General features: G+C 75.1%; 17 protein-coding genes. 8 read left to right on the top strand and 9 right to left on the bottom strand.

Annotated elements, in window-relative coordinates; translation table 11 throughout:
- The first annotated feature begins 103 nt into the window (after window positions 1-103).
- The 4 genes from ACFO4E_RS07195 (at window position 104) to ACFO4E_RS07210 (ending at window position 8,319) form a co-directional block, all read left to right on the top strand.
- The gene (locus ACFO4E_RS07195) at window positions 104-1,768 is read left to right on the top strand and encodes a DUF2397 domain-containing protein (protein ID WP_378572244.1); all 1,665 of its coding nucleotides are present in this window, start codon (window positions 104-106) and stop codon (window positions 1,766-1,768) included.
- Window positions 1,765-3,060, top strand: coding sequence for a TIGR02678 family protein (locus ACFO4E_RS07200; RefSeq protein ID WP_378572245.1), 1,296 nt, complete (start codon window positions 1,765-1,767; stop codon window positions 3,058-3,060). The genes ACFO4E_RS07195 and ACFO4E_RS07200 overlap by 4 nt, the downstream gene beginning before the upstream one ends.
- 217 nt (window positions 3,061-3,277) lie before the next feature.
- Complete coding sequence (locus ACFO4E_RS07205) at window positions 3,278-7,429, top strand: TIGR02680 family protein (RefSeq protein ID WP_378572246.1); 4,152 nt, start codon at window positions 3,278-3,280, stop codon at window positions 7,427-7,429.
- A gap of 275 nt (window positions 7,430-7,704) precedes the next feature.
- Window positions 7,705-8,319 (top strand): superoxide dismutase, encoded by a 615-nt coding sequence (locus tag ACFO4E_RS07210; protein ID WP_378572247.1) that lies wholly within the window; start codon window positions 7,705-7,707, stop codon window positions 8,317-8,319.
- A 186-nt stretch (window positions 8,320-8,505) separates the two neighbouring features.
- Here ACFO4E_RS07210 and ACFO4E_RS07215 read toward each other — a convergent pair whose 3' ends face one another.
- A complete protein-coding gene (locus tag ACFO4E_RS07215) occupies window positions 8,506-9,159 on the bottom strand; it encodes an HAD family hydrolase (protein ID WP_378572275.1) in 654 nt (217 codons plus the stop codon).
- 190 nt (window positions 9,160-9,349) lie between these two features.
- Here ACFO4E_RS07215 and ACFO4E_RS07220 point away from each other — a divergent pair, with 190 nt between their 5' ends.
- Window positions 9,350-11,389 carry a Xaa-Pro dipeptidyl-peptidase gene (locus tag ACFO4E_RS07220; RefSeq protein ID WP_378572248.1) on the top strand — a complete coding sequence of 680 codons (2,040 nt, stop codon included), beginning with the start codon at window positions 9,350-9,352 and terminating at the stop codon, window positions 11,387-11,389.
- A gap of 59 nt (window positions 11,390-11,448) precedes the next feature.
- On the opposite strand, the gene ACFO4E_RS07225 is transcribed toward ACFO4E_RS07220, so the two are convergent.
- The 6 genes from ACFO4E_RS07225 to ACFO4E_RS07250 form a co-directional block, all read right to left on the bottom strand.
- Complete coding sequence (locus tag ACFO4E_RS07225; RefSeq protein ID WP_378572249.1) at window positions 11,449-11,838, bottom strand: hypothetical protein; 390 nt, start codon at window positions 11,836-11,838, stop codon at window positions 11,449-11,451.
- On the bottom strand, window positions 11,838-13,115 hold the full coding sequence (locus ACFO4E_RS07230) for a hypothetical protein (protein ID WP_378572250.1): 1,278 nt from the start codon (window positions 13,113-13,115) through the stop codon (window positions 11,838-11,840). The genes ACFO4E_RS07225 and ACFO4E_RS07230 overlap by 1 nt, the downstream gene beginning before the upstream one ends.
- 55 nt (window positions 13,116-13,170) lie before the next feature.
- Window positions 13,171-13,527: a hypothetical protein gene (locus tag ACFO4E_RS07235; protein WP_378572251.1), complete on the bottom strand. Its 357-nt coding sequence runs from the start codon at window positions 13,525-13,527 to the stop codon at window positions 13,171-13,173.
- Window positions 13,528-13,838: 311 nt separating this feature from the next.
- Window positions 13,839-14,783, bottom strand: coding sequence for a hydroxymethylbilane synthase (hemC, locus tag ACFO4E_RS07240; protein WP_378572252.1), 945 nt, complete (start codon window positions 14,781-14,783; stop codon window positions 13,839-13,841).
- Between the two features lie 119 nt (window positions 14,784-14,902).
- Window positions 14,903-15,514: a DUF4126 domain-containing protein gene (locus ACFO4E_RS07245; RefSeq protein ID WP_378572253.1), complete on the bottom strand. Its 612-nt coding sequence runs from the start codon at window positions 15,512-15,514 to the stop codon at window positions 14,903-14,905.
- 407 nt (window positions 15,515-15,921) lie between these two features.
- On the bottom strand, window positions 15,922-16,164 hold the full coding sequence (locus ACFO4E_RS07250) for a DUF2630 family protein (protein WP_378572254.1): 243 nt from the start codon (window positions 16,162-16,164) through the stop codon (window positions 15,922-15,924).
- Between the two features lie 295 nt (window positions 16,165-16,459).
- Between ACFO4E_RS07250 and ACFO4E_RS07255 the strand changes: the two genes are divergently transcribed.
- From ACFO4E_RS07255 to ACFO4E_RS07265, 3 genes are all read left to right on the top strand, one after another.
- The gene (locus ACFO4E_RS07255; protein WP_378572255.1) at window positions 16,460-17,074 is read left to right on the top strand and encodes a hypothetical protein; all 615 of its coding nucleotides are present in this window, start codon (window positions 16,460-16,462) and stop codon (window positions 17,072-17,074) included.
- 226 nt (window positions 17,075-17,300) lie between these two features.
- On the top strand, window positions 17,301-17,588 hold the full coding sequence (locus ACFO4E_RS07260; RefSeq protein ID WP_179770443.1) for a metal-sensitive transcriptional regulator: 288 nt from the start codon (window positions 17,301-17,303) through the stop codon (window positions 17,586-17,588).
- A gap of 31 nt (window positions 17,589-17,619) precedes the next feature.
- The gene (locus tag ACFO4E_RS07265) at window positions 17,620-17,823 is read left to right on the top strand and encodes a heavy-metal-associated domain-containing protein (RefSeq protein WP_378572256.1); all 204 of its coding nucleotides are present in this window, start codon (window positions 17,620-17,622) and stop codon (window positions 17,821-17,823) included.
- Between the two features lie 101 nt (window positions 17,824-17,924).
- Here the strand turns inward: ACFO4E_RS07265 and ACFO4E_RS07270 are convergent, their stop codons facing one another.
- Both ACFO4E_RS07270 and ACFO4E_RS07275 read right to left on the bottom strand, forming a co-directional pair.
- The gene (locus ACFO4E_RS07270) at window positions 17,925-19,286 is read right to left on the bottom strand and encodes an NAD(P)/FAD-dependent oxidoreductase (protein ID WP_378572257.1); all 1,362 of its coding nucleotides are present in this window, start codon (window positions 19,284-19,286) and stop codon (window positions 17,925-17,927) included.
- A gap of 778 nt (window positions 19,287-20,064) precedes the next feature.
- Window positions 20,065-20,631: an SACE_7040 family transcriptional regulator gene (locus ACFO4E_RS07275; protein WP_378572258.1), complete on the bottom strand. Its 567-nt coding sequence runs from the start codon at window positions 20,629-20,631 to the stop codon at window positions 20,065-20,067.
- Between the last annotated feature and the right edge of the window lie 41 nt (window positions 20,632-20,672).

A 20,672-nucleotide genomic window follows, 5' to 3' on the forward strand; every position in this document is an offset into this window, starting at 1 on the left:
CGCCTTCGGCCGGGGGCGGCGCCGCCTCCGCTCGCCCGCCGGCTCTCCGTGACGGCGATGTCGGCCCTGACCGGGGCGGTGAGCCGCTAAGTTGGGGCGGGTCATGCTCAACGATGCCGACCCACCGCCCCGCCCCGACGGCGATGCCGACGCCCGCCTGCGCCTCTACGGCTACCTGACCGCGCCCGAGCGCCGCACCTACGTGGCGGTCATGCGGCTGTTCACCTCGACGCTCCTGGCCGACCTCGGCGCGGGCGAGGTCGCGGCGGCCCTGGCCGCCGCCGAGCGCAACGGCGAGGTCGACGAGGGCGAGTCCCGGCTCGACACCGTGATCGACCGCCTGGAGCAGCTCGCCCGCTGGGGGAACCTGGTACCGGGCCGCCGCGAGCCGGCCGCGACCATCGCGGAGTTCACCCGCAGCCGCGTCCGCTACCAGGTGGCCAAACTCGCCATGCGGGTCCAGCGCGACGTCGACGACATGCTGACCGTGGCCGAGGGCGCGCGCGAGGTGTCGCGCGAGCTGCTGCCCGCCATCGAGCACGGCCTCGCGGACATCGACCACACCCTGGCCGCCCTCCTCGACGCCGAACAGGGGCGCGGGCCCGCGGACGCCTCGGCGCGCACGCTCCGCGAACAGCTGGCCCAGCAGGTCACCACCCTGTTCCTCCAGCACGACGAGTTCGCCGCCGCGGTCCGCGACTTCTACGCCTACCTCGGTTCGGTCATCGCGCGCTATGACCTGGCCCCCGCCGAGATGGCCGGGTTCAAGCACATGCTGCTGGAGTACGTGGAGCTGATCGCCGAGGACGTGCTGCGCCACTCCGAGCCGATCGTGGGGCGGCTGGGGGCGCTGAACCGCAGGCGCGGCCTGCTGCTGGAGCGGCTGGGCGGCGACGCCGCGGAGGCGGGGGCCGGCGGTCTGCCCGGCATCACCGGCAGCGGGGGCCTCGGCCCGCTGCCTCCCGGGTCCCGCGGCGGCCAGATCGAGCTGATCGAACGGGCGCCCGGGCGGCGCGCCGCCGACTGGGACGGCCTGGCCGGGTGGTTCATCGGGGGCCCCGGGCGGCCCTCCGAGGTCGACGCGCTGCGCGAGGCGACGAGCCGGGCGATCACCGCGCTGCTGACCAACGTCAAGCGGGCCACGGGTGCGGGCGGGGTCGACCCCGGGCGCCGGCGCGACCTGCTCGCGCTGGCGGCCCGCTTCGACGCCGCCGCCCCCGAGGACGCCCACGACCTGTACGCGTCGGTGTTCGGCCTGTCCTCGGCTCGGCACCTGGGCATGGCGGGGGACGACGACGGGCTCCGCCCCGATCTGGCGTGGCACACCGGGGGCCGTGTCGAGGTGGAGGTCAACGTGCGCACCCGCGGGGAACGGGCACCGGGCGGCCAGGTGCCGCGGGTGACCGACGATCCGCTGGGCCGCGCGGCGTTGCTGGACGAGGAGGAGCGCCGCCGCGGCCGCCGGACCGCGGCCGTCGCGGAGCTGACCGCGTCGGCACCCGACCTCGCCGCGGCCCGGCTCTCCAGCGACGCGTTGGAGGTGTTCTGCGAGCTGCTCACGCTGGCCGGGGCCGACCGCGACGGCCCTGAGGAGCGCGGCAGCGCCGCCGACGCCGTCACCGGCCTCACGCTGCGGCTGGAGCCGCGGCCGGCCGGGGAGGTGGCGCGGATCGGCTCGGTGTTCGGCGACTTGGAGCTGCACGGGGTGGCGGTCCGCGTGGACGTGGGCGAGGGCATGGGCGCCGGCGCGGCCGGGAGCGACCGGTGAGCGGGCCGCGCCGCGAGGCGCTGGGCAGCCCCGACGCCGGGGCCCTGGACGGGCTGGACGCGATCGAGGCGGCGCAGGTGCGCCGCTGCGCGCGGGTGCTGCTGCGGCGCCCGCTGCTGCGCGCCAACGGACCCGAGGGCGAGGTCCTGCCGGTGGTGCGGCGCTACGCCGACCGCCTACAGGCCCTGTTCGCGGGCTATCTGGGCTACCGGCTGGTGGTGGAGCCCGGCTTCGCCCGGCTGTACAAGACCGGGGGGACGCCCGGCGGTGTCCGCGGGGCGCACAAGCCCAACGGGGCGCCGTTCACCCCGCGCGCCTACGCCTACCTCGCGCTGGTGCTGGCCGTGCTCTCGGGCGGCGGCGGGCAGCTCCTGCTGTCATCGCTGGTGGCCGACGTCCGGGCGGCCGGCGCCGAAGCGGGGCTGGACCTGGGCGGCGGCATCGTGGACCGCCGGGCGCTGGCGGCCGCGCTGCGGCACCTGATCGGCCTGGGGGTGCTCAGCGAGACCGACGGCAGCGTGTCGCCATGGGCCGACGACGCCGAGCGCGAGGCGCTGCTGACGGTCGACGCCGAACTGCTGGGCCACCTGGTGGCCGCGCCGCTGGCGCGCATCGTGCGCCCGGAGGCGGCGGAGGACCCGGGCGCCGACGAGCGGCACGCCGTGCGCCGCCGGATCGTGGAGGACCCGGTGGTCCCCTACACCGAGGTCGCGCCCGCGGGCCGCGAGTGGCTGCGGGCCAACCTGCGCCAGGAGGCGCATCTGCTGGAGGAGCTGACGGGGCTGCGGCTGGAGGCGCGGGCGGAAGGGGTGCTCGCCGTCGATCCCGAGGGCTACCTCACCGACCGCGTCTTCCCGGGCACCGGCACGGTCGCCCGTATCGCACTCCTGGCGGCCGATGAGCTCCTGCACGAGGCGCACAGCGGGGCCGGGGAAGGTGCCGGGTCCGGGGCGGGCACGGCCGGGGCGGGAGCCGGCGCGGGTTCACCGTGGACCGACGTGCCCCCCGAGCGGTTGGCGGCCGTGGTGCGCGGGCTGGCCGAGCGCCACCCGCGGGCCTGGTCGCGCGACGCGGTCCGCGACACCCCCCGGCTGGCCGCCGCTGTGGCGCACGCGCTGGCCCACGTCGGCCTCGCGCGCACCCGTCCCGACGGAGGGATGGAGCTCAGCCCGGCCGCCGCCCGCTACCGCCCCGTCCCCGACGCGCCGGCCGACCCCGATACGGGTCCCGACGACCGCGACCCGCCCCTGCCGGCCCCCGGCGAGGGGCAGGAGGCGCTGTTCTCGTTCTGAACGGCCAAGGGGACGGCGCCGCCCCGCGGTCCCGGCTCCGGCCGCCGCCGCGGGCCGGACGGGGGCGGCGCGGGCGCCGGGCGCGCCGGGGTTCGGCGGGAAACCCGAGGCCGGGCGCCTGGCTAAGCTACTCGCTGCGCGCCACCGGCCCCCGTGGTGCGGCGTCATCCGGCATCCGAAGCCCGAGAAGGGCGCAATCCAGGCAAGGAGTTCTCAGGTGAGCAACGACGACGCGGGCGGCCCGAACGGCCGGCGCTGGCGGTTGCACCGCGGCGGCGTGGTCAACATCTGGCAGTACCGCGACGAAGAGTTCGACCTCTCCGGCGGCCGGGTCATCTTCAAGGGCACCAACGGCTCGGGCAAGTCGCGGACGCTGGAGCTGCTGCTGCCGCTGTGCCTGGACGGCGACCTGCGCAACATGGGCTGCAAGGGCTTCGACACCGTCAGCGTGAGCCGGCTGATGCTCGACGACTACACCGAGGGCACCATGCGGCTGGGCTACGCCTGGATCGAGCTGCGCCGGGCGCTTCCCGACGGCGGTGCGTCCTTCCTGACCTGCGGGATCGGGGTCAAGGCCAGCGCGTCCAGTCGGCAGGTCAGCGACTCCTGGCGGTTCGTGACCCCGCTGCGGGTGAACAAGGACTTCGCGCTGATGGAGCAGGACCGCCCCATCACCCAGGCGAGGCTGCGCGAGCACGTGGGCGAGGACGCGGTCGTCCCGGGCCAGGAGGCGTTCCAGCAGCGGGTCGCCGCCGCCGTCTACGGCATCGCCGGCGGCAACCGCTACACCGACCTGCTGCACCTGCAGCGCACCCTGCGCAACCCCGACATCGGGCTCAAGGTCCTCCAGGGCCAGCTCGAACAGCTGCTGTCCGATGCGCTGCCGCCGGTCGACCCGGAGGTCATCACCCGCACGGCGACCGGGCTGGACAACCTGGAAGGGGTACGGCGCAACGTGACCCGGCTGCGCCGCGCCGACGCCGCCCTGGGCGAGTTCCTCGCCGGCTACCGCGGCTACGCCCGCGGGGTGCTGGCCGACCGCGCCGCACGCCTGGAGCGGTCCGAGGGCGACCTCCAGCGGGCCGCGGCGCGCCGGGCCAAGCGCGAGAAGGAGCGCGCCGCCGCCGAGGCGGAGCTGCGCAGCGCCGAGGCAGAGCGCGACGAGGCCGCCGAGCGGCTGGAGGACGTGCAGACCGAGCTGGAGGCGCTGAAGGCGTCGCCGGCCTACAGCGCGCTCGGCGATCTGGAGGACAAGGAGGCCACCGTCGCCTCCCAGCGCCGCCACGTCGAGGCCGAGCTCGCCGGCGCGGCGGAGCTGCGCGCGGCCGAGGAGCGGTCCATCGCGGCGATCGAGCGTGCGGCGGGCACCGCCGTGCGGCTCGGCGCCGCCGTTGCGTCGGGGGCCGCGGAGTCGCGTGAGGCGCTCGCCGCGATCGGCCTCCCCCAGGCCCTGGGCCCGCTGCCGGAGGTGGCACCCGATCCCGACCGCCGCACCCTCCCGGGCCGGGTGCTGCTCTCGCCCGATCCCGGGGCCCGGCCCGAGGCGCTGGACCGCCCCGCGGCCCCCTCCATCGTGGTCGCGGAGCTGGAGGAGGCGGCGGCCGACGCCGCCGCGCGCGTGGACGGGGCCGTACGGGCCGCCGCCGAGCGCGCCCCGGTGCTCGGCGGTCTGCGCGCCGAGGCCGAGCGGCTGCGCGAGGAGGAGGGCCGGGTGGAGCGGCTGGCCGAGGACGCCGCCCGCGCCGCCGAGACCGCCGCCGAGGCCGGCCGGCGGGCGCACGAGAGCGGCGAGCGGCTGCGCGGCCTCGCCGGCCAGTGGGCGCAGGCCGTGGCGCGCTGGCGGGACGAGGCGCTGCCGTCCGGCGACCGGCCCGGGACCGGGGAGCTGCCGCCCGCGCCGGACGCGGCCGGCGTCGCCGCCGACCCCGAGGCGTTCCGCGACGCCCACCGCGAGGTCCGCGCCGCCCTGCACCCGCGGGTGCGCGAGGTCCAGCACGCCGCGGTGACCGCCGAGCGCCGCGCGGAGGAGGCCGACGCCGAGCACGCCCGTGTCCGGTCGGAACTGGAGCGGCTGCGCGCGGCCGTGGAGGTGGGCCTGCCCGCCCCCGAGCTGACCCGCGCCGAACGCGACCCCGCCGCCGGCGCGCCGTTCTACCGGCTGGTGGACTTCCAGCCCGGCACAGGTGAGGCGGAGCGGGCCGGGCTGGAGGCGGCCCTGCACGCGTGCGGGCTGCTCAACGCCTGGTTGCCCGCCGCGGACGACGCGGCGGACCCGGCGCACCAGGACACGTGGGCGCGGCCCGGTGCGCCCGTCGACGGCCCCACCCTGGCCGATGTCCTGCGCCCGGCCGCCGACACCGACGCCCCGGTCTCCGAGGAGGCCGTGCGGCGCCTGCTGCGGTCGGTCCCGCTGCTGCCCCCGGAGGCCGCGGCCGCCCCGCACTCGGGCGTGGCCGCCGACGGCCGGTGGCGCAGCGGCGTGCTCATGGGCCACCACACCAAGGCGCAGGCCGAGCACATCGGCGCGGGCGCGCGCGGCGAGGCGCGGCGGCGGCGCGTGGCCGAGGCCGAGGCCGAGCTGTCCGCCCTGGAGGCACGGGCGGCCGGCCTGCGCGCCGACCTCGACGCCGCCCAGACGCTGGAACGGGCATGGGGGCTGTGCCTGGACTCCTTCCCCGACATCGGGGAGGTGCTGCGCGCCCACATCGAGACCCAGTCGCGCCGGGCCCAGGCCCGGCGGTCCGTCGCCGACGCCGAGCAGGCCGAAGCGGGGCACGCCCGGCTGCGGGCCGCGATGGGCGCCGAGCGCAACGCGCACCGCCGCGCCTGCGGCGAGCTGGGCGTGGGCGCCGGCGTCGGGGAGCTGCGCGAGCTGTGCGACCAGGCGCGGCGCGCCCGCGAGTCGCTGGAGGGGGTGGCCGGGCTGCTGCGCCGCGACCACCGCGAGGCGCTCCGCGCGGTCGAGGCCGCCCGTCTCGACCACGAACGCACCGCGGCCGACCGGGAGAAGGCCGAGTCCGACGCCCTGGACACGCACCGCTCCTACGCCGAGGCCCACGCGGTACTCGCGACGCTCCGGTCGAGCCTGGGCCGCGACGCCGAGCAGGTGAGCGCCGAGGTCCGCGCCTTGGACGAGGAGCGCCGGCGGCTCCGCGGCAGCGCGCCCAAGGCGCAGTCGGAGGTCGAGGCGCGCATCAAGGCCCTGGCCGACGCCGAAGGGCGCGTGGCCGCGGTCGAGCGCGACGTGGCCGAGGCGCAGGGCAGGGTGGCCGACGCCGAGGACGCGCTCACCGATTCCGCCGGGGTCGCCGGCGTGTGGGAGGCGGCGACCGGCGAGGTCGAGGCCCCGTTCGAACGCGCCGACCTGCGGTCGGCGCTGGCGGCGTCCCTGTCCGGCGACGGGGCGGCGGGCGACCCGGGAGCGCTGGAGCGCGACCTGATCTCCCGCATCCAGACCCTGCAGGCCGCCCTCGCGGGGACGCACGACGTGCAGGCCGACCGCGACCGCGGCATCCTCACCGTCGCGGTCGGGGAGGACTCGGGGAGCGCGCCGGTGGCCTCCACCGCTCGCGTCACCGCGGCGCGGCTGGCGCAGGCCGAGCGGAACCTGACCGAGCGCGAGGAGCGCGTCTTCGAGGACTACCTCCTCGGCGACATCGCCGAGGAGCTGCACCGCCAGATCGGCGCGGCCGAGTCCCTGACACAGCGGATGAACACGGTGCTGGAGGGGGCGCACTCCAGCCAGGGGGTGCGGGTCGACCTGGCGTGGGAGCCCGCGCCGCACCTGGACCCGGCGGAGAGGTCGGCGTTCGCGCTGGCCAAGAAGCCCGTGGCGCGGCGCACCGCAGAGGAGAACGACCGGCTGCGCCGGGCGCTGATGGACCGGATCCGCTCCACCCGCGCCGAAGGCCGCAGCAGCGGCTACGCCGAGGTGCTGGCCGGGGCGCTGGACTACCGGCAGTGGTACGCCTACCGGGTACGCATCCACGACACCGGGCCCGACGGCCGGCCGCGCGACCGCCGGGTGCGGCAGCTGTCGTCCGGGGAGACCCGGCTGGTGTCGTATGTGACCCTGTTCGCCGCCAGCGCGGCCTTCTACGACGCCCTGGAGACGGGTGCGGAGGGCCCGCTGCGCATGGTGCTGCTGGACGAGGCGTTCGAGCGGCTCGACGACCCGACGATCGCGCGGCTGCTGGAACTGCTGGTGGACCTCGACATGGACTGGGCGATCACCTGGCCGTCGGGGTACGGGGTGTCGCCCCGGATCGACCGGATGCACATCTACGACATCCTCAAGCGCAAAGGCGCCTGGGGGGTGGCCTGCGCCCGCACGACCTGGAACGGCAGCGGATTCGAACGGTCGGCCTGACGCCGGCGGGCCGACCGCGCCCCGGCCCGACCTGACACAGGCCCACACGGTCCGATTCCGCGGAGGGCTCCGGGGTAGGGGGGAAGGGCCGACGCACGGGTCCCGCCGGCCGGCGTCCGCGGCGGCCCGCCGGAGGGTCCGGTGCGCGGTTATTCCCGCGCGGCCCTGTCGCAAGGGCGACACCGGGCGGCAGGCCCCGTGACTGATAGCTTTTTACCAGCGACCAAGATCGCGCAATCATCGCGACGAGACCGTCAGAGGAAGGTGCGTAGGACATGTCTGCGCCTTATTCGCTCCCCGAACTGCCGTACGACTACGCAGCCCTGGAGCCGTGGATCTCCGGCAAGATCATGGAGCTGCACCACGACAAGCACCACGCCGCGTACGTCGCGGGCGCGAACACGGCCCTGGAGGGGCTCGCCGCGAGCCGCGAGAGCGGGGAGTTCGGCACGGTCAACCAGCTCCAGAAGAACCTGGCGTTCAACCTCGCCGGCCACATCAACCACACCGTGTTCTGGCCGAACCTCTCGCCGGACGGCGGCGACAAGCCCGACGGCGAGCTGGGCGCGGCCATCGACGACCAGTTCGGTTCCTTCGACGCCTTCCGCGCGCACTTCAGCGCCGCGGCCACCGGCATCCAGGGCTCCGGCTGGGCGATCCTGGCCTGGGACATCCTCGGCCAGCGGCTGATCGTCGAGCAGCTCTACGACCACCAGGGCAACCTGGCCGCGGGCTCCTACCCGCTGCTCCTGCTCGACATGTGGGAGCACGCCTTCTATCTCCAGTACCAGAACGTCAAGGCCGACTACGTCAAGGCGTTCTGGAACGTGGTGAACTGGGCCGACGTCCAGAGCCGCTTCGAGGACGCGCGCAAGGTCCAGTTGGGCTAGCGGCCGCCGACCGCCCGCAGGTGGCGGTGGCCGAAGGGCGGCACCCCCCGGGGGCGCCGCCCTTCGGCGTGTCCGGGCCCCGGACCGCGCCCCGCCGGGGCGGGCCGCAGAGCCCCAGGAGCGCCCGGCGGCGGCGCAGGCCGGCGCCTCACGGGCGCCCCGCACGCTGAGCGGGGGACTCCGCCGTCATACGCCGCGCAGCACCCGCACCGCCTCGGCGGGGGTGTCGGCCACGGGGTGGCCGGTGGCCTCCAGCCGTTCGCGGCTCATCATCCCGCTGGCGACCAGGATCGCGCGTGCGCCGGCCTTCCTGGCGGCGTGGCCGTCGTCGTCGATGTCGCCGATGAGGACCACGGTCGCCGGATCGGCCCCCAGACCGGCGAGGTGGGCGATCAGGTGATCGGCCTTGGAGTCGTCCACGGTGTCGAAGCGCCGGCCGTCGACCCGTGTGAAGTGCGCGGACAGGCCGCGTTCGGCGATCAGCGGCACCAGGTGCTCGTGGGAGGCCATGGACAGCAGCGACTGGGTGCGGCCGGTCGCCGCCCAGTCGTGCAGCACGCCGGGGACGCCCTGCGCCAGCGAGCACCGCGGCAGCGCCGCCGCGTAGTGCCGGTCGTAGGCGGTGTTGGCCCGCTCCCATTCGCCGTCGGCGAAGCCGCGTCCGATCAGCTCCTCGTAGCACGGCACGAGGGGGCGGCGGAAGATCGAGCGCCAGTGCTCCAAGTCCACCGGATCGCGGCCGAACATGCCGCACACCTCGTTGACGGCGGAGAGGTTGGCGTGGTTGTCGTCGAGAAGGGTGCCGTTCCAGTCCCAGACGATGTGCTTGATGCCTGTCATGTCAGCGAACGCGTTGTCTACCACTCTGCGCACTTTAGACGGCCGCCCGCGCGCGCCGCGCGCCAGGAGGGCGGCCGCGCCGGGCATAACATTTTGGCGTTATGGCGACCGGAGAGCTACCGGGCGGCGGCCGGGATCGGATGGGATGGCCTCGCCCCTGCTTCCCCACTCCCCCTGAGGAACAGCGCACATGCGAATCCCCTCCCCCCGCGCGGTCCGCGCGGCCCGCTCCGTTTCGGCGGCGGCCATCGCGGGCGCGGTCGCCGCGGCCGTGCTCGCCCCGCCGGCCGCCGCCGACACCCCGTCGCTGCTGATCGAGGACGGTGCCACCCAGGTCGCGTTCGACTATGCCGACGCCGTCTACCAGGAGGTCGACATCCGGACGGAGGCCGACAGCGACGGCGACGGCGAGCCCGACACCGTGCGACTGCGCGTGATGCGCCCGCGCGAGACGGAGTCGGGCCTGAAGGTCGCCACCATCCTGGAGCCGAGCCCGTACTGGGCGGGGATCAAGGACGTCCCCATGCACGGCGTCGACCTCGACGACGACGGCGCCGGGACCGTCCCGCGCGGCGGGCCCGCGGCCGCCGGGGCGCCGGCGGGGACCGAGGACGATCCCCTGCTCGCGCAGGCGGGCGGCCCGGCCCCCGAGGGCACGATGTCGGGCTACTACGACAACTACTTCCTCCCGCGCGGCTACGCGGTCGCCCAGCTCGACAGCGTGGGCAGCGGCGACTCCACGGGCTGCCCCACCACGGGCGGCGAGAACGAGACCCTCGGTGTGAAGGCGGCGGTCGACTGGCTCAACGGCCGCACGGTCGGCTGGGACCCCTACGGCGAGGAGGTCACGGCCGACGACTGGTCGACCGGGAACGTCGCCATGACCGGCATCTCCTACAACGGCACGCTGCCGGTCGCCGCCGCGACGACCGGCGTCGAGGGGCTGCGCACCATCGTCCCGCAGGGGGCGATCTCGTCGTGGTACGAGTACTACCGCGACAACGGCGGGGTGATCGCGCCCGGCGGGTACCAGGGCGAGGACGCCGACATCCTGGCCGAGGCCGTCTACACCCGCGCCGACCAGGAGGTGTGCGGGCCGGTGGTCGACGGCCTGGCCGAGGACCAGGACCGCGGCTCCGGCGACTACACCCGGTTCTGGCGCGACCGCGACTACCGCGACAGCGCCGGCGACATCACCGCGAGCGTGTTCATCGCCCACGGGCTCAACGACTGGAACGTCAAGACCGACCAGGGCACCCGGCTGTGGGAGGCGCTGGAGGAGCAGGACGTGCCGCGCCGGCTCTGGCTCCACCAGGGCGGCCACGTCAACCCGTTCAACCTGCGGATGGACGAGTGGCTGCGCCAGATGCACACGTGGTTCGACTACTGGCTCTACGAACTGGACAACGGCGTGATGGACGAGCCCGCGGTCCACGTCGAGAACGCCGACTTCACCTGGTCCGAGCAGGACACCTGGCCCGCTCCGGGCACCCGCACCGTCCGCCTGCGCCCGGGGCCGTCCGACAGGGAGGGCGCCGCCGCCCCGGCGGACGGAGCCGCGGACGCTCCCGAGGAGGCGCCGGAGGCCGCCGGTGACCTGACCTCCGCCCCCGGGAGCAACGGGCGCGGCCGGGAGTCGTTCACCGACGCCGGACGCACGGTGACGGCCGAGGAACTGGCCACCGACCCCGAGCTGGCCGGGAGCAACGCCCTGGTCCACCGGACCGCCGTCCTCCCGCGCGACGTGCGCGTGAACGGGACCGTGCGGGTATCGGTACGGGCCGCCATGGACGGGCCGTCCCCGTACCTGAGCGCGCTGCTGGTGGACTACGGCACCGACACCCGGGCAACGGGCGGCGTGGCCTATGACCGGGACAACGAGGTCTGCTACGGCGAGGGCGTGCCCGGGGACACCGGCTGCACCTTCCCCAGCCACCACGTGACCGAGACCGCCGACTTCAAGATCGTCACCCGCGGCTGGATCGACGCCCGCAACCGCCGCTCGGAGTCCTGGCAGACCCCGGTGGTGGCCGACCGGATGTACCGCTACTCCTGGGACCTCCAGGCTCAGGACTACGTCTTCAAGGCCGGCCACCGGATCGGCATCGTCCTGATCTCGACCGACCACGACTACACCCAGCGCTACCCGGAGGGCACCGAGATCACCGTCGACACCGGGCATACGACGGTGGAGCTACCGGTGTCATGGGGGCGCTCGGCATTGTCCTGACAATGAGGGGAACCTCCCTGGCTCCGCACGGCCGGCGCCAGGGAGGTCAGCCCGTGGCGTCAGTCGATCGGCGTTCTTCCGTAATAGCCCCTGATGGTCCGGGAAAGCTTCCGCTGGATGGAACGGATACCTCCAACAGTCGCCTCATCAGAGAATCCCGTGGTCGTCGACCACTCGGCCCCCGACCCGACCAGGTCGCTGATGAAAACGATTTCAGCCGCCAATAGGATTCGCGCCCAGCCCTCCGGGGAGATCGGAAGATCGTTCGCGAGCTCACCCCTCAGCCGAGAACACTGATCGAGGAGATCCTGCTCGCTCGCAAACCCCATTCCACTAGCGAATCGATCACCGCACCGGGCTGGTCCGCCCCATTCGAGGAGCGCCCGCCGCAGCAATTCCGTCTCGTGCCCGGCAAGGAGTCGGCTCGCCGGAATTCCGAGTTCTGACATCAGTCCAGTCCTCGCCAGTAATCTTCCAGGTCCGCCGGATCCCGACGGAATATCGTTCCGCCGTCCGGATTCATCGGGTCGTGGATCACTATGGTCGTGCCATCTTTTCCGAGAAACGCCTTCCTTCCACTTCCCAATTCCTTGGTCCGCGACGGATTCTGCATCACATCCGTGGCGAGATCGACGAGATCATCGGTCGACAAGCCGGGAAATTCCTTGGAATGTTTACCATTTGCGTGCCCCCTGGCGATATCCTCGGCGTCTTCGACGCGTTCCTCATCAGTGCACCACGACCCGCCGTGAGCCAGAGGAGACGCGGCCCTTGCACGAAGGTAATACGTGCGGACTTCCTCGACGGTGAGGGCGCGGACTCGGCCGATGACCGTCCCTGCCCCGGCGGCGCCGGTCCCCGCCGTCGAGCCGTCGCCGAGCAGGATCGGCGCCGCGGGTACGAAACCGCTGGCGGCGAGACAGCTGTTCCCGTCGCCGTCACGGTCGTCTCCCCCATGGTCGTCGCCCTCCCGCTCGCCGTCGCGATCGCGGTCGTTGTCGCCGCCGCCGCGGTCGGAGCCGCCGCCGTTCGGGGGCTTCGGGATCCTGGTGCGTGAGAACAGCCCCCCGAGGTCCCAGATCCCATACCCGATGGCTTCGCCGTAGTTCCCCTCGCCCAGCGATTCGCGGGTCTCCGGGCTGACGAACACCCCCAGCGGGTCGTTCCAGGTGCCGACGACCCCGTCCCACCAGCCGTCCACGGCACCACCGGGATCGGTGATGGTGTCCCAGGCCATGACCGGAGGGCTGAAATCGATCAGTCCTCCGACGAAGTTCCGCCCGCCGTTCACGAAACCGCCGCCGAGCTCGCCGAGCCAGCCGGCGCCGTCGGACACCAGGTCGGCGCCCCACTCGATCGGGTTCCACCCGACGGTGCGGATGCCGGATCCGTCGCCGCCCTCTCCGGAGCCTGTGTCGTCGGCCTGGACGACGGCTCCGCCGTCCGATCGCCCCCATCCCTCGGCGGCGCCGTCCGCGGGGTCCGGCAGCTCGGTGCCCTGCGCCGCCGCGCCCCCGCCGTCGCCGGCCTGCCCGCTGTCTCCGCCTGGGCTGTCGTCGCCCGGGGCCGAGTCGGCCTCGTCGACGCCGCCGCCGATCAGGTCGGCGACGCGCGCGGGGATGCCCACTCCGATGACCCCCGCGGTGATGGCGGCGACGAGCAGGATCACCGCTGCGTACTCGGTGAAACCGGCGCCGCGTTCGGGGTCGTGGATCCGCCGGAGCACCGTCCGGCCGGTCCACGGGTGAGCGCCGTCCGCACCCTCCCGGGGGCGGGGCCGATCAGCGCTTGACATGGGCCCGCGCGGCCGGCCGGGTGATGAAGACCAGGACGAGGACCGGCAGGACCAGCTGCGTGAGGCCCCTCGGGTCGCCCGCCCCAAGGGCGGCGAGGGCGCCGAGCATCCCCCACACCTGGAGGACGGTGATCGTCCAGAAGAGCGGGCGACGTCCCTTGGGCAGCCGCAGCGCGCAGGGCAGCGCGAGAAGCGCGGGCAGCAGCTGCCCGGTGAGTCCCCCCATGCCCCTGGCGTCGAGTCCGACCAGCAGTCCGGCCGCGAGCATCGCCACCGCGACACCCGCGGTGATGTACAGGCACACGCGCGCCTTCTTCAAGGGCGCGGGCAGGGGGGAAGACATGGGCCACTCCGGATACGGGCTTCGCAAGGTGGGATGAGGGTGGCGGCGAGCATCGGCCGACCCGCGGGCACAGCGGGGCCGGAGCCCATCCGCTCACCGGGGCACACCGCCCGCGGCGCGCGGCGACGGAGGCACCCTCGGATGACGGGATCAGCCTTGCAGCGGTCCGAACCTCGGTCGATGGCGGAGGATGCGCATTTCCTCGACGATCCGTGCCCGGACCGCACCGGAGCGACCGCGGACGGCGGTCGATCCGCGCGACCGCGGCCTGCGCCGCGCGCCGGCGGCCCGCGGCGCGCAGCCGCCCCGCCTCAGTGGGCGGTGCCCTCGATCAGGGCGCGGGCGCCTTGGGTGAGGAGGGCGTCGGCGACGGACGCGCCCAGGTCCGCGGCGTCGCCGGGGTCGGCCGACGCCCGGGCCCGGGCCCACGCGGCTCCATCTGCGGCGAAGACCATCCCGACCAGGGAGACGCGGCCGTCGGGACCCGTGGTCGCGTGCCCGGCGATGGGTGAGTTGCAGTGGCCGTTCAGGGCGCGCAGCATGGCGCGCTCCGCGGTGACGTGGGTGCGGGTCCCGGGATCGTCGAGGCCCCGCAGGGCCGCGGCGACCGCGGTGTCGTCCCGCCGGCACTCCGCCCCCAGCACGGCGGACCCGACCGCGGGGCAGAGGACGTCTTCGGCGATGACCTCGGTGGCCCGCTGTTCCAGCCCCGCGCGGCGCAGGCCGGCGTAGGCCAGGACGGCGGCGTCGTACTCCCCCGCGTCCAGCCGCGCGATCCGGCTGTTGATGTTGCCGCGGAACTCCCGGGTCTCCAGGTGCGGGTGGCGGCGGCGCAGCTGCGCGCGCCGGCGCACGGCCGAGGTGCCCACGCGGGTGCCCGGCGGGAGGTCCGGCAGCCCTCGCCGCGGCGCGCCCTCCGGGAGCAGGAGGCAGTCGCGGGGGTCGTCGCGGCGCAGGTAGGCCGCCCACAGGAAGCCGGGCGGCCGGGGGGCGTCGCCGGGAACGTCCTTCATGCAGTGGAGGCAGACGTCGACGTCGCCCGCCGCCAGGGCGCGGTCCAGTTCCTTGACGAAGGCCCCCTTGCCGCCGAACGCGGCGAGGGAGCCCTTACGCGTGTCCCCGGTGGTCGTGATGGGGACGATCTCGGCCGGGCGCGCGGGGTCGGCCGCCGCGAGGAGGTCGCGCAGCCCTCGGGCCTGGGCGAGGGCCAGCGGTGACGAGCGGGTGCCGATGCGCAGCGGCCGGGCGGTGGGCATGGGCCCAACGTACTGCGGCCTGATGCGCGGCCACCGGGTTTCGCCGGTTCCCGCGCCGACGGCGGCGGATGCCCGCCGTCACCGTGCCGGTACCGGCTACCGGCGGCCGGTGCGGGCCCTCAGAACTCGGGGCCGTTCTCCGCGCCGGCCTTGCGCAGGGCCGCCCGCCGCCTGCGGCGGCGCCACGCCCAGGCTCCGACCAGCAGCAGGAGCGGCAGGACGACGAGGATCAGGATCGGCAGCACCACCGCCAGGATCGAGGTGGCGAAGCTGACCACGTCTTCGACCGTACTGACGACCGGCCCGCCCGCGCCGAACGTCACGGCGTTGAGGACCGGCCGGGCGACGGCCTTCAGGACGTGGAACACCAGGGCGATCACCACCCCGGAGACGACCGGCCACCACGAGCCGCCGTCCGAGGCCGCGGCGAGGTCGGCCCCGCTCAGCGCCGACGCGCCGGCGCCGAAGGTGATGCCGCCCGAGGTGGGGCGGACGATGGTCTGCACGACGTCGTTGACGCTGTCGACGCCGGGGATCTTGTCGGCCGCGAACTCCAGCACGAGCAGCACGCCGAGGACGATCAGCACGAACGGGTTCTCCAGCCACTGCCACCCGGCGCCCAGCGGCAGGAGGTCGGTGTAGCGGGCGATGAGACCCACGACCAGCAGCGGGACGTAGGCGTTCAGCCCGGCGGCCGACGCGAGCCCCGTTCCGGTGAGTATCTCCAGCATGCCCGCTACCGCCCGTCCGTGTCCGCCCGCATCCGGCACACCGCCGGTCCGACTCGTAGTGAGACGACGGCGGAACGCCTGAGGTTCCGGCGAATTCGGTGCGATCCCGGCGGGATCCGCGCCGGCGCACCGGCTCCGGTGCCCTTCCGGCGTCCGTCACCCGGGATGTGCCACCACCGCCGGCGCGGCGTCCGGGTCCGGTGCCCGCGCCACCGCCCGCCGACGCCGGCGCGGATCCGGGGCCTTCCGCCCGCGCCGGAGGGACGACGGGACCGCACACTCACGCCCCCGGCGGGACGCGGGGACCGCACACGCACACCACCGCGGATCCCGGGCCGCACACCCCCAGGGCTCGATTCCGTGGCCTCCCGGTCGCGGACGCGGCGGGTGGGCAGGCGGGCGCCCGGCTACTGGCGGTAGCCCTCCACCTGGGACGTGGAGCGGACCTCGGCGTCGTCGGGGTCCTGGCCGTACTCGTCGCGGGCCCGGCGCTGGCGCAGCAGGTCCCAGCACTGGTCGAGGGAGCGCTCGACCGCCCGCATGCGCTCCCGCTCCTCCGGGGTCAGCCGGTGTTCGCTCTGCTCGCGGAGGGCGCGCTCCTCGGTCACGAGTGCGGTGATGCGTTCGAGGATGTCGCTGTCCTGGGTCATGCGATCCATGCTCGGTGGCCGTGGGCGCGAAGGCAAGCATCGCGGCGCCGCCCGTCGCCGCACCTCCCGGCGGGACATCGCCCGGCCACGTGCCAGCCGGCCCCACCTCCCGGCCGCGCACTTCCCTCCGCTCCTGGTCCCCGCGGGACCGGTCCCGCGGGGACCGCCCCGCTCGCGCGCGGATCCGGGCCGCCGCCGGTACCGGGGTTGGCTCCGCCCGCTCCGGGGAATCCCTGCGGCGCCGGGGACGCGCTCCCCGGCCGCCCCCCGATCCCGGCCCCCTGGAGTCCCCGAGATGAAGTTGTACGCCGACCGCCGCCCCCGTTTCCTTGCGCAGCTCGCCGCCGACGCGTCCGCCGTGGTGTGGACCATCGGGTGGGTGTGGGCCGCCCTGGGGCTCTACGACCTCATCGCGTCGCTCGCGCGCCCGGGCGACCTGCTGGACGAGGCCGGTGAGGGATTGTCGACCCACATGGCCGACGCGGCCGAGCAGGCCCGCGGGCTCCCGCTCGCGGGGGACGCGCTGGCCGCACCGCTCGACAGTGTGGGCGGCGCCGGCGCGTCGCTGAGCGAGGCCGGCCGCGACTTCGGGGCCGGGGTCACGGAGCTGGCGCTCACGCTGTCGCTGCTCACGGCGGTCCTGCCGGTTCTGGTGGTGCTGGCGGTGTGGCTTCCGGCACGAGCGGGGTTCGTCCGGCGCGCGACGGACGCGGTGCGGCTGCGGGCGCTGCCCGCGGACGCGGGGGCGCGGCTGCTGGCCCTGCGCGCCCTGTCCACCGCGCCGGCGGGCCGGCTGGCGGCCCTGCACTCCGACCCGGTCGCCGCCTGGCAGGCCGACGACCCCGCGATCGTGCGGGGACTGGCCGAACTCGAGCTCAGCGGCATGGGCCTGCATCCGCACCGGCGGTGAGCGGCGGACGCCCCCGAGCGCTCCCGACCTCCGGAACAGCGGCTCCGGTGCGTGACGAACCGGCCGGAAAGGGGCGGCGCCCCTTCATACTCGTAGGGGCGGAGAACGGCGCGTCGCGCCTCGCGCCCCGGGCGGCCGCGGGAATGCCGCCGGGCGCGCGGGCGCTGACATACCTCAAGGGGGTATATTCATGGCGGAAGACCAGGTACATCAGGAGAGCACGGGCATGGCGACCTACGGCTACCACGACAACAAGCAGAGCCATCTCAACCGGCTGCGCCGGATCGAGGGCCAGGTGCGCGGGTTGCAGCGGATGGTCGAGGACGACGCGTACTGCATCGACATCCTGACCCAGACCGCCGCGGTGAACAAGGCGCTGCGGTCGTTCGCGCTGTCGATGCTCGACGAGCACCTCAAGCACTGTGTCGGCCACGCGGTCGCGCACGGCGGCGAAGAGGCCGACGAGAAGGTCCGTGAGGCGTCCGAGGCGATCGCCCGGCTGGTGCGCTCCTGATCGGGCACCCATCCCAGAACGGAAGCCATCCATGTCCACGACCATCACCGTCACCGGCATGACCTGCGGACACTGCGTGAGCGCGGTGAAGGAGGAGCTGTCCGCCCTGCCCGGCGTCACCGGCGTCGACGTCGAACTGGAGAGCGGGCGGGTCACCATCGCCGGCACGCAGCCCCTCAGCCCCGACGAGCTCGCCGCGGCCGTCGACGAGGCGGGCTACGAGATCGCGGGCTGACCTCCGGCCGTCCCGCCGAACCCGTGCCGCCGCGCCCTCCGGGCGCGGCGGCACGGCCTCGTCGCGCACGGGCCGGCGGCGCGCCCGCCGCCGGACCCGCCCTACACGGGCACGCTGTCCAGGAGGCGGGCGCTCTCCTGGCGTACGGCCTGGGGGCCGAGGTAGTGCGCGGCCTCGATGTCGACGAACGTCGACGGCTTGCCGTGGGCGAACCCCAGGCGCGCCACTTCGCCGCCGGTCAGGGCGCGGATGAGCCAGTTGGCGCCCACACGCGCCCTGGCCGGGGCCGACGGCAGCGTCCACAGGTGGTAGGCGCGCGTCACGGCGAACGCGGGCAGGCCCGCCAGGTCGTATCCCGGGAGCCGGGCCACCGCGTCCCGGCCGCCCAGGTCCACCACCAGCCCCATGTCGCGGTGGAGGAAGTCGCGCATCGGGCGGCGCAGCAGTGAGGCGATCACGTTCTCAGCCGCGACGCGGCCCTGTCGCTCGGCGTACTGCGCGGTGGGCGGGCAGGTCGCGCCCTCCTCGCTCTTGGACAGGTCGGGGATCGCGGCGGCGTCGCCGATCGCGAAGATCTCGCTGTGGCCGGGAACGGTGAGGTCGGCGCCGACGATGAGGCGGCCCCGGTCGGTCGCGGAGCCCAGCGAGCCCATCAGCGGGCTGGGCGAAGTTCCGGCGGTCCAGATCAGGGTCCGGCAGGGCAGCACCCGGCCGTCGGTCAGGGTCACCTTGTTCTCGGTGGCCTCGCGGACGGTGACCTCCAGTTTCACCTCGATGCCCATTGAGCGCAGCAGTTCCAGCGACTCCTCGCCGAGCCGCGGCCCGAGTTCGGGCAGCAGCCGGGGCGCGATGTCGACCAGGTGCCAGTTGATGTCCGGCCGGAGATCGGGGTAGCGGCGCGCCGCCTCCTCGGTCAGGCGGCGCAGCGACGCCGCGGTCTCGACGCCCGTGTAGCCGCCGCCCACGACGACGAAGCGGCAGCGCTCCTCGCGCTCGACCGGGTCGCGGGTGGCGTTGGCCAGTTCGAGCTGGGCCAGCACGTGGTCGCGCAGCACGACGGCCTCGGCGAGGTTCTTGTTGCCGAAGCCGTGCTCGGTGAGCCCGGGGATGTCGAAGACCCGGGTGAGGCTGCCGGGGGCGAGGACGAGCCGGTCGTAGGGCTCGTAGGTGATCTCGTCGGAGATCTTCTTGACGATCACCGCGCGGGCCTCGGTGTCGACACCGATGGCCGATCCGGGCACCATCCGCGTGCGGTGCAGCAGGCGGTGCAGGGAGACCGCCAGCGACTGCGGCGTGAGCAGCCCGGACGCCACTTGGGGCAGGAGCGGGGTGTAGAGCATGTAGTCGTTGGGCGCGATGAGCACGAGGTCGGCCATGCCCCTCGGGATCCGCCGTTCCAGCCGGCGCAGGGCGTACAGCCCGGCGAATCCGGCGCCGATCACCACGATACGCGGCGGTGACATTCTCGCACCACTCCCCCACGGACGGCCGGCGGTCGCGTCGCGCGTGTGCGCCGCGATCGCCGGGGCAAAACGGGCCTTTCGGATGCGGCTGCCCGCGGCCCCCGCCGTCAAACGTCGCGGGGCCGCGGGCGGGCACGTGCCGGTGGGCCTAGAGGCGCTCCGGGCAGCGGGCGGCCGCGTCCGTGTCCCGCCGGACGCGGCACGCGCTTCAGGGGCAGGCGCCGACGTGGAGGAGGAGGCCGTGGATCGATCCGCTCCGCACCAGGGTGCCGTGGACGGGACCGCTCACGCTGTTGCCGGGGCCGGGCGCGGATCCGGTCCCGGCGCCGGCGCGCGGTGCCGCCGCTTCAGGACGCCCCGGACCGGGCCGACGGGACCGGTCGGGCGCGAACCGCCGGACCGGCGGCCCGGCGCAGAGGCCGCCGGGGGCGACGGAGAACGCGAGGAGGCCGCACAGCAGGACGACCGCGCCGGCCCCGAGGGCGGTCCCCCGGCAGGAGAAGGAGAAGGGCGTGCCCCTGCCCGTGGGTCCCGAGCATCGGGGGCTTCACGTGGTGAAGGGCGCTTCTTCCATGTTCAGGCGGCATCCCCTCCTCGGCCGGTGCGGCGCACCGGCCGTGCCCCGCTCCGGGCGCGCTTCCAAGGGGTCGGCCGGCTCCGGCCTGGTCGTCGCCGCGCCGGATCCGGCCGTGCCCGCTCCGCCGGCCGCCGACCGGGGCGGCGGGGTGAGGAAGCCGGCGGGCATGGGAACGGGCACCGGCCGCGCGGCCGCCGCGGCTCAGTCCTCGGCGAGCAGCGCGGCGCGGCCCATGGCCAGGAGGAGGTCGGCCATGGCGTCCTCCGATAGGCCGCCCGCGCTGTGCGGCGTGGAGTTGAGCAGACCGAACGTCGCGAGGACGGCGGCCCTCAGCGCCGCGGTCGGCTGCGCGGGGCGCAGCCGCGCGAGCACCGCGACCCACTCCTCCGCGTAGCCGCGCTGGAGCCGGCGGATGCTCCGGCGCTCGGCCTCGGGAACGTTGTCGAGTTCGCGGTCCTGCACGGTGATGAGCGCGGGCTCGCGCAGGGCGAAGGCGATGTGGCCGCGCAGCAGGGCGTCAAGGGCGGCGTCGGGGCTGTGGGACTCGGCCACCGCGCGGCGGCCATCGGCCGCCAGCCGCTCGCTGATGTCGAGCAGCATCGCGGCGAGCAGCGCCTCTTTGCCGGGGAAGTGCCGGTAGATGGCGGGACCGGTGATGCCGACGGCGCGGCCCAGCTCGTCGATCGAGACGCCGTGGAACCCGCGCGCCGCGAACAGGACGGCGCCCGCCCGGAGGATATCGGCGCGCCGCGCCACCGCTCTCGCCATCCGCTCCTCCGTGGGCCGGTCCGCGCGGTGCCGGCCGCCCA

The sequence above is a fragment of the Nocardiopsis mangrovi genome (assembly GCF_042653925.1).
Lineage (GTDB): Bacteria > Actinomycetota > Actinomycetes > Streptosporangiales > Streptosporangiaceae > Nocardiopsis_B > Nocardiopsis_B mangrovi.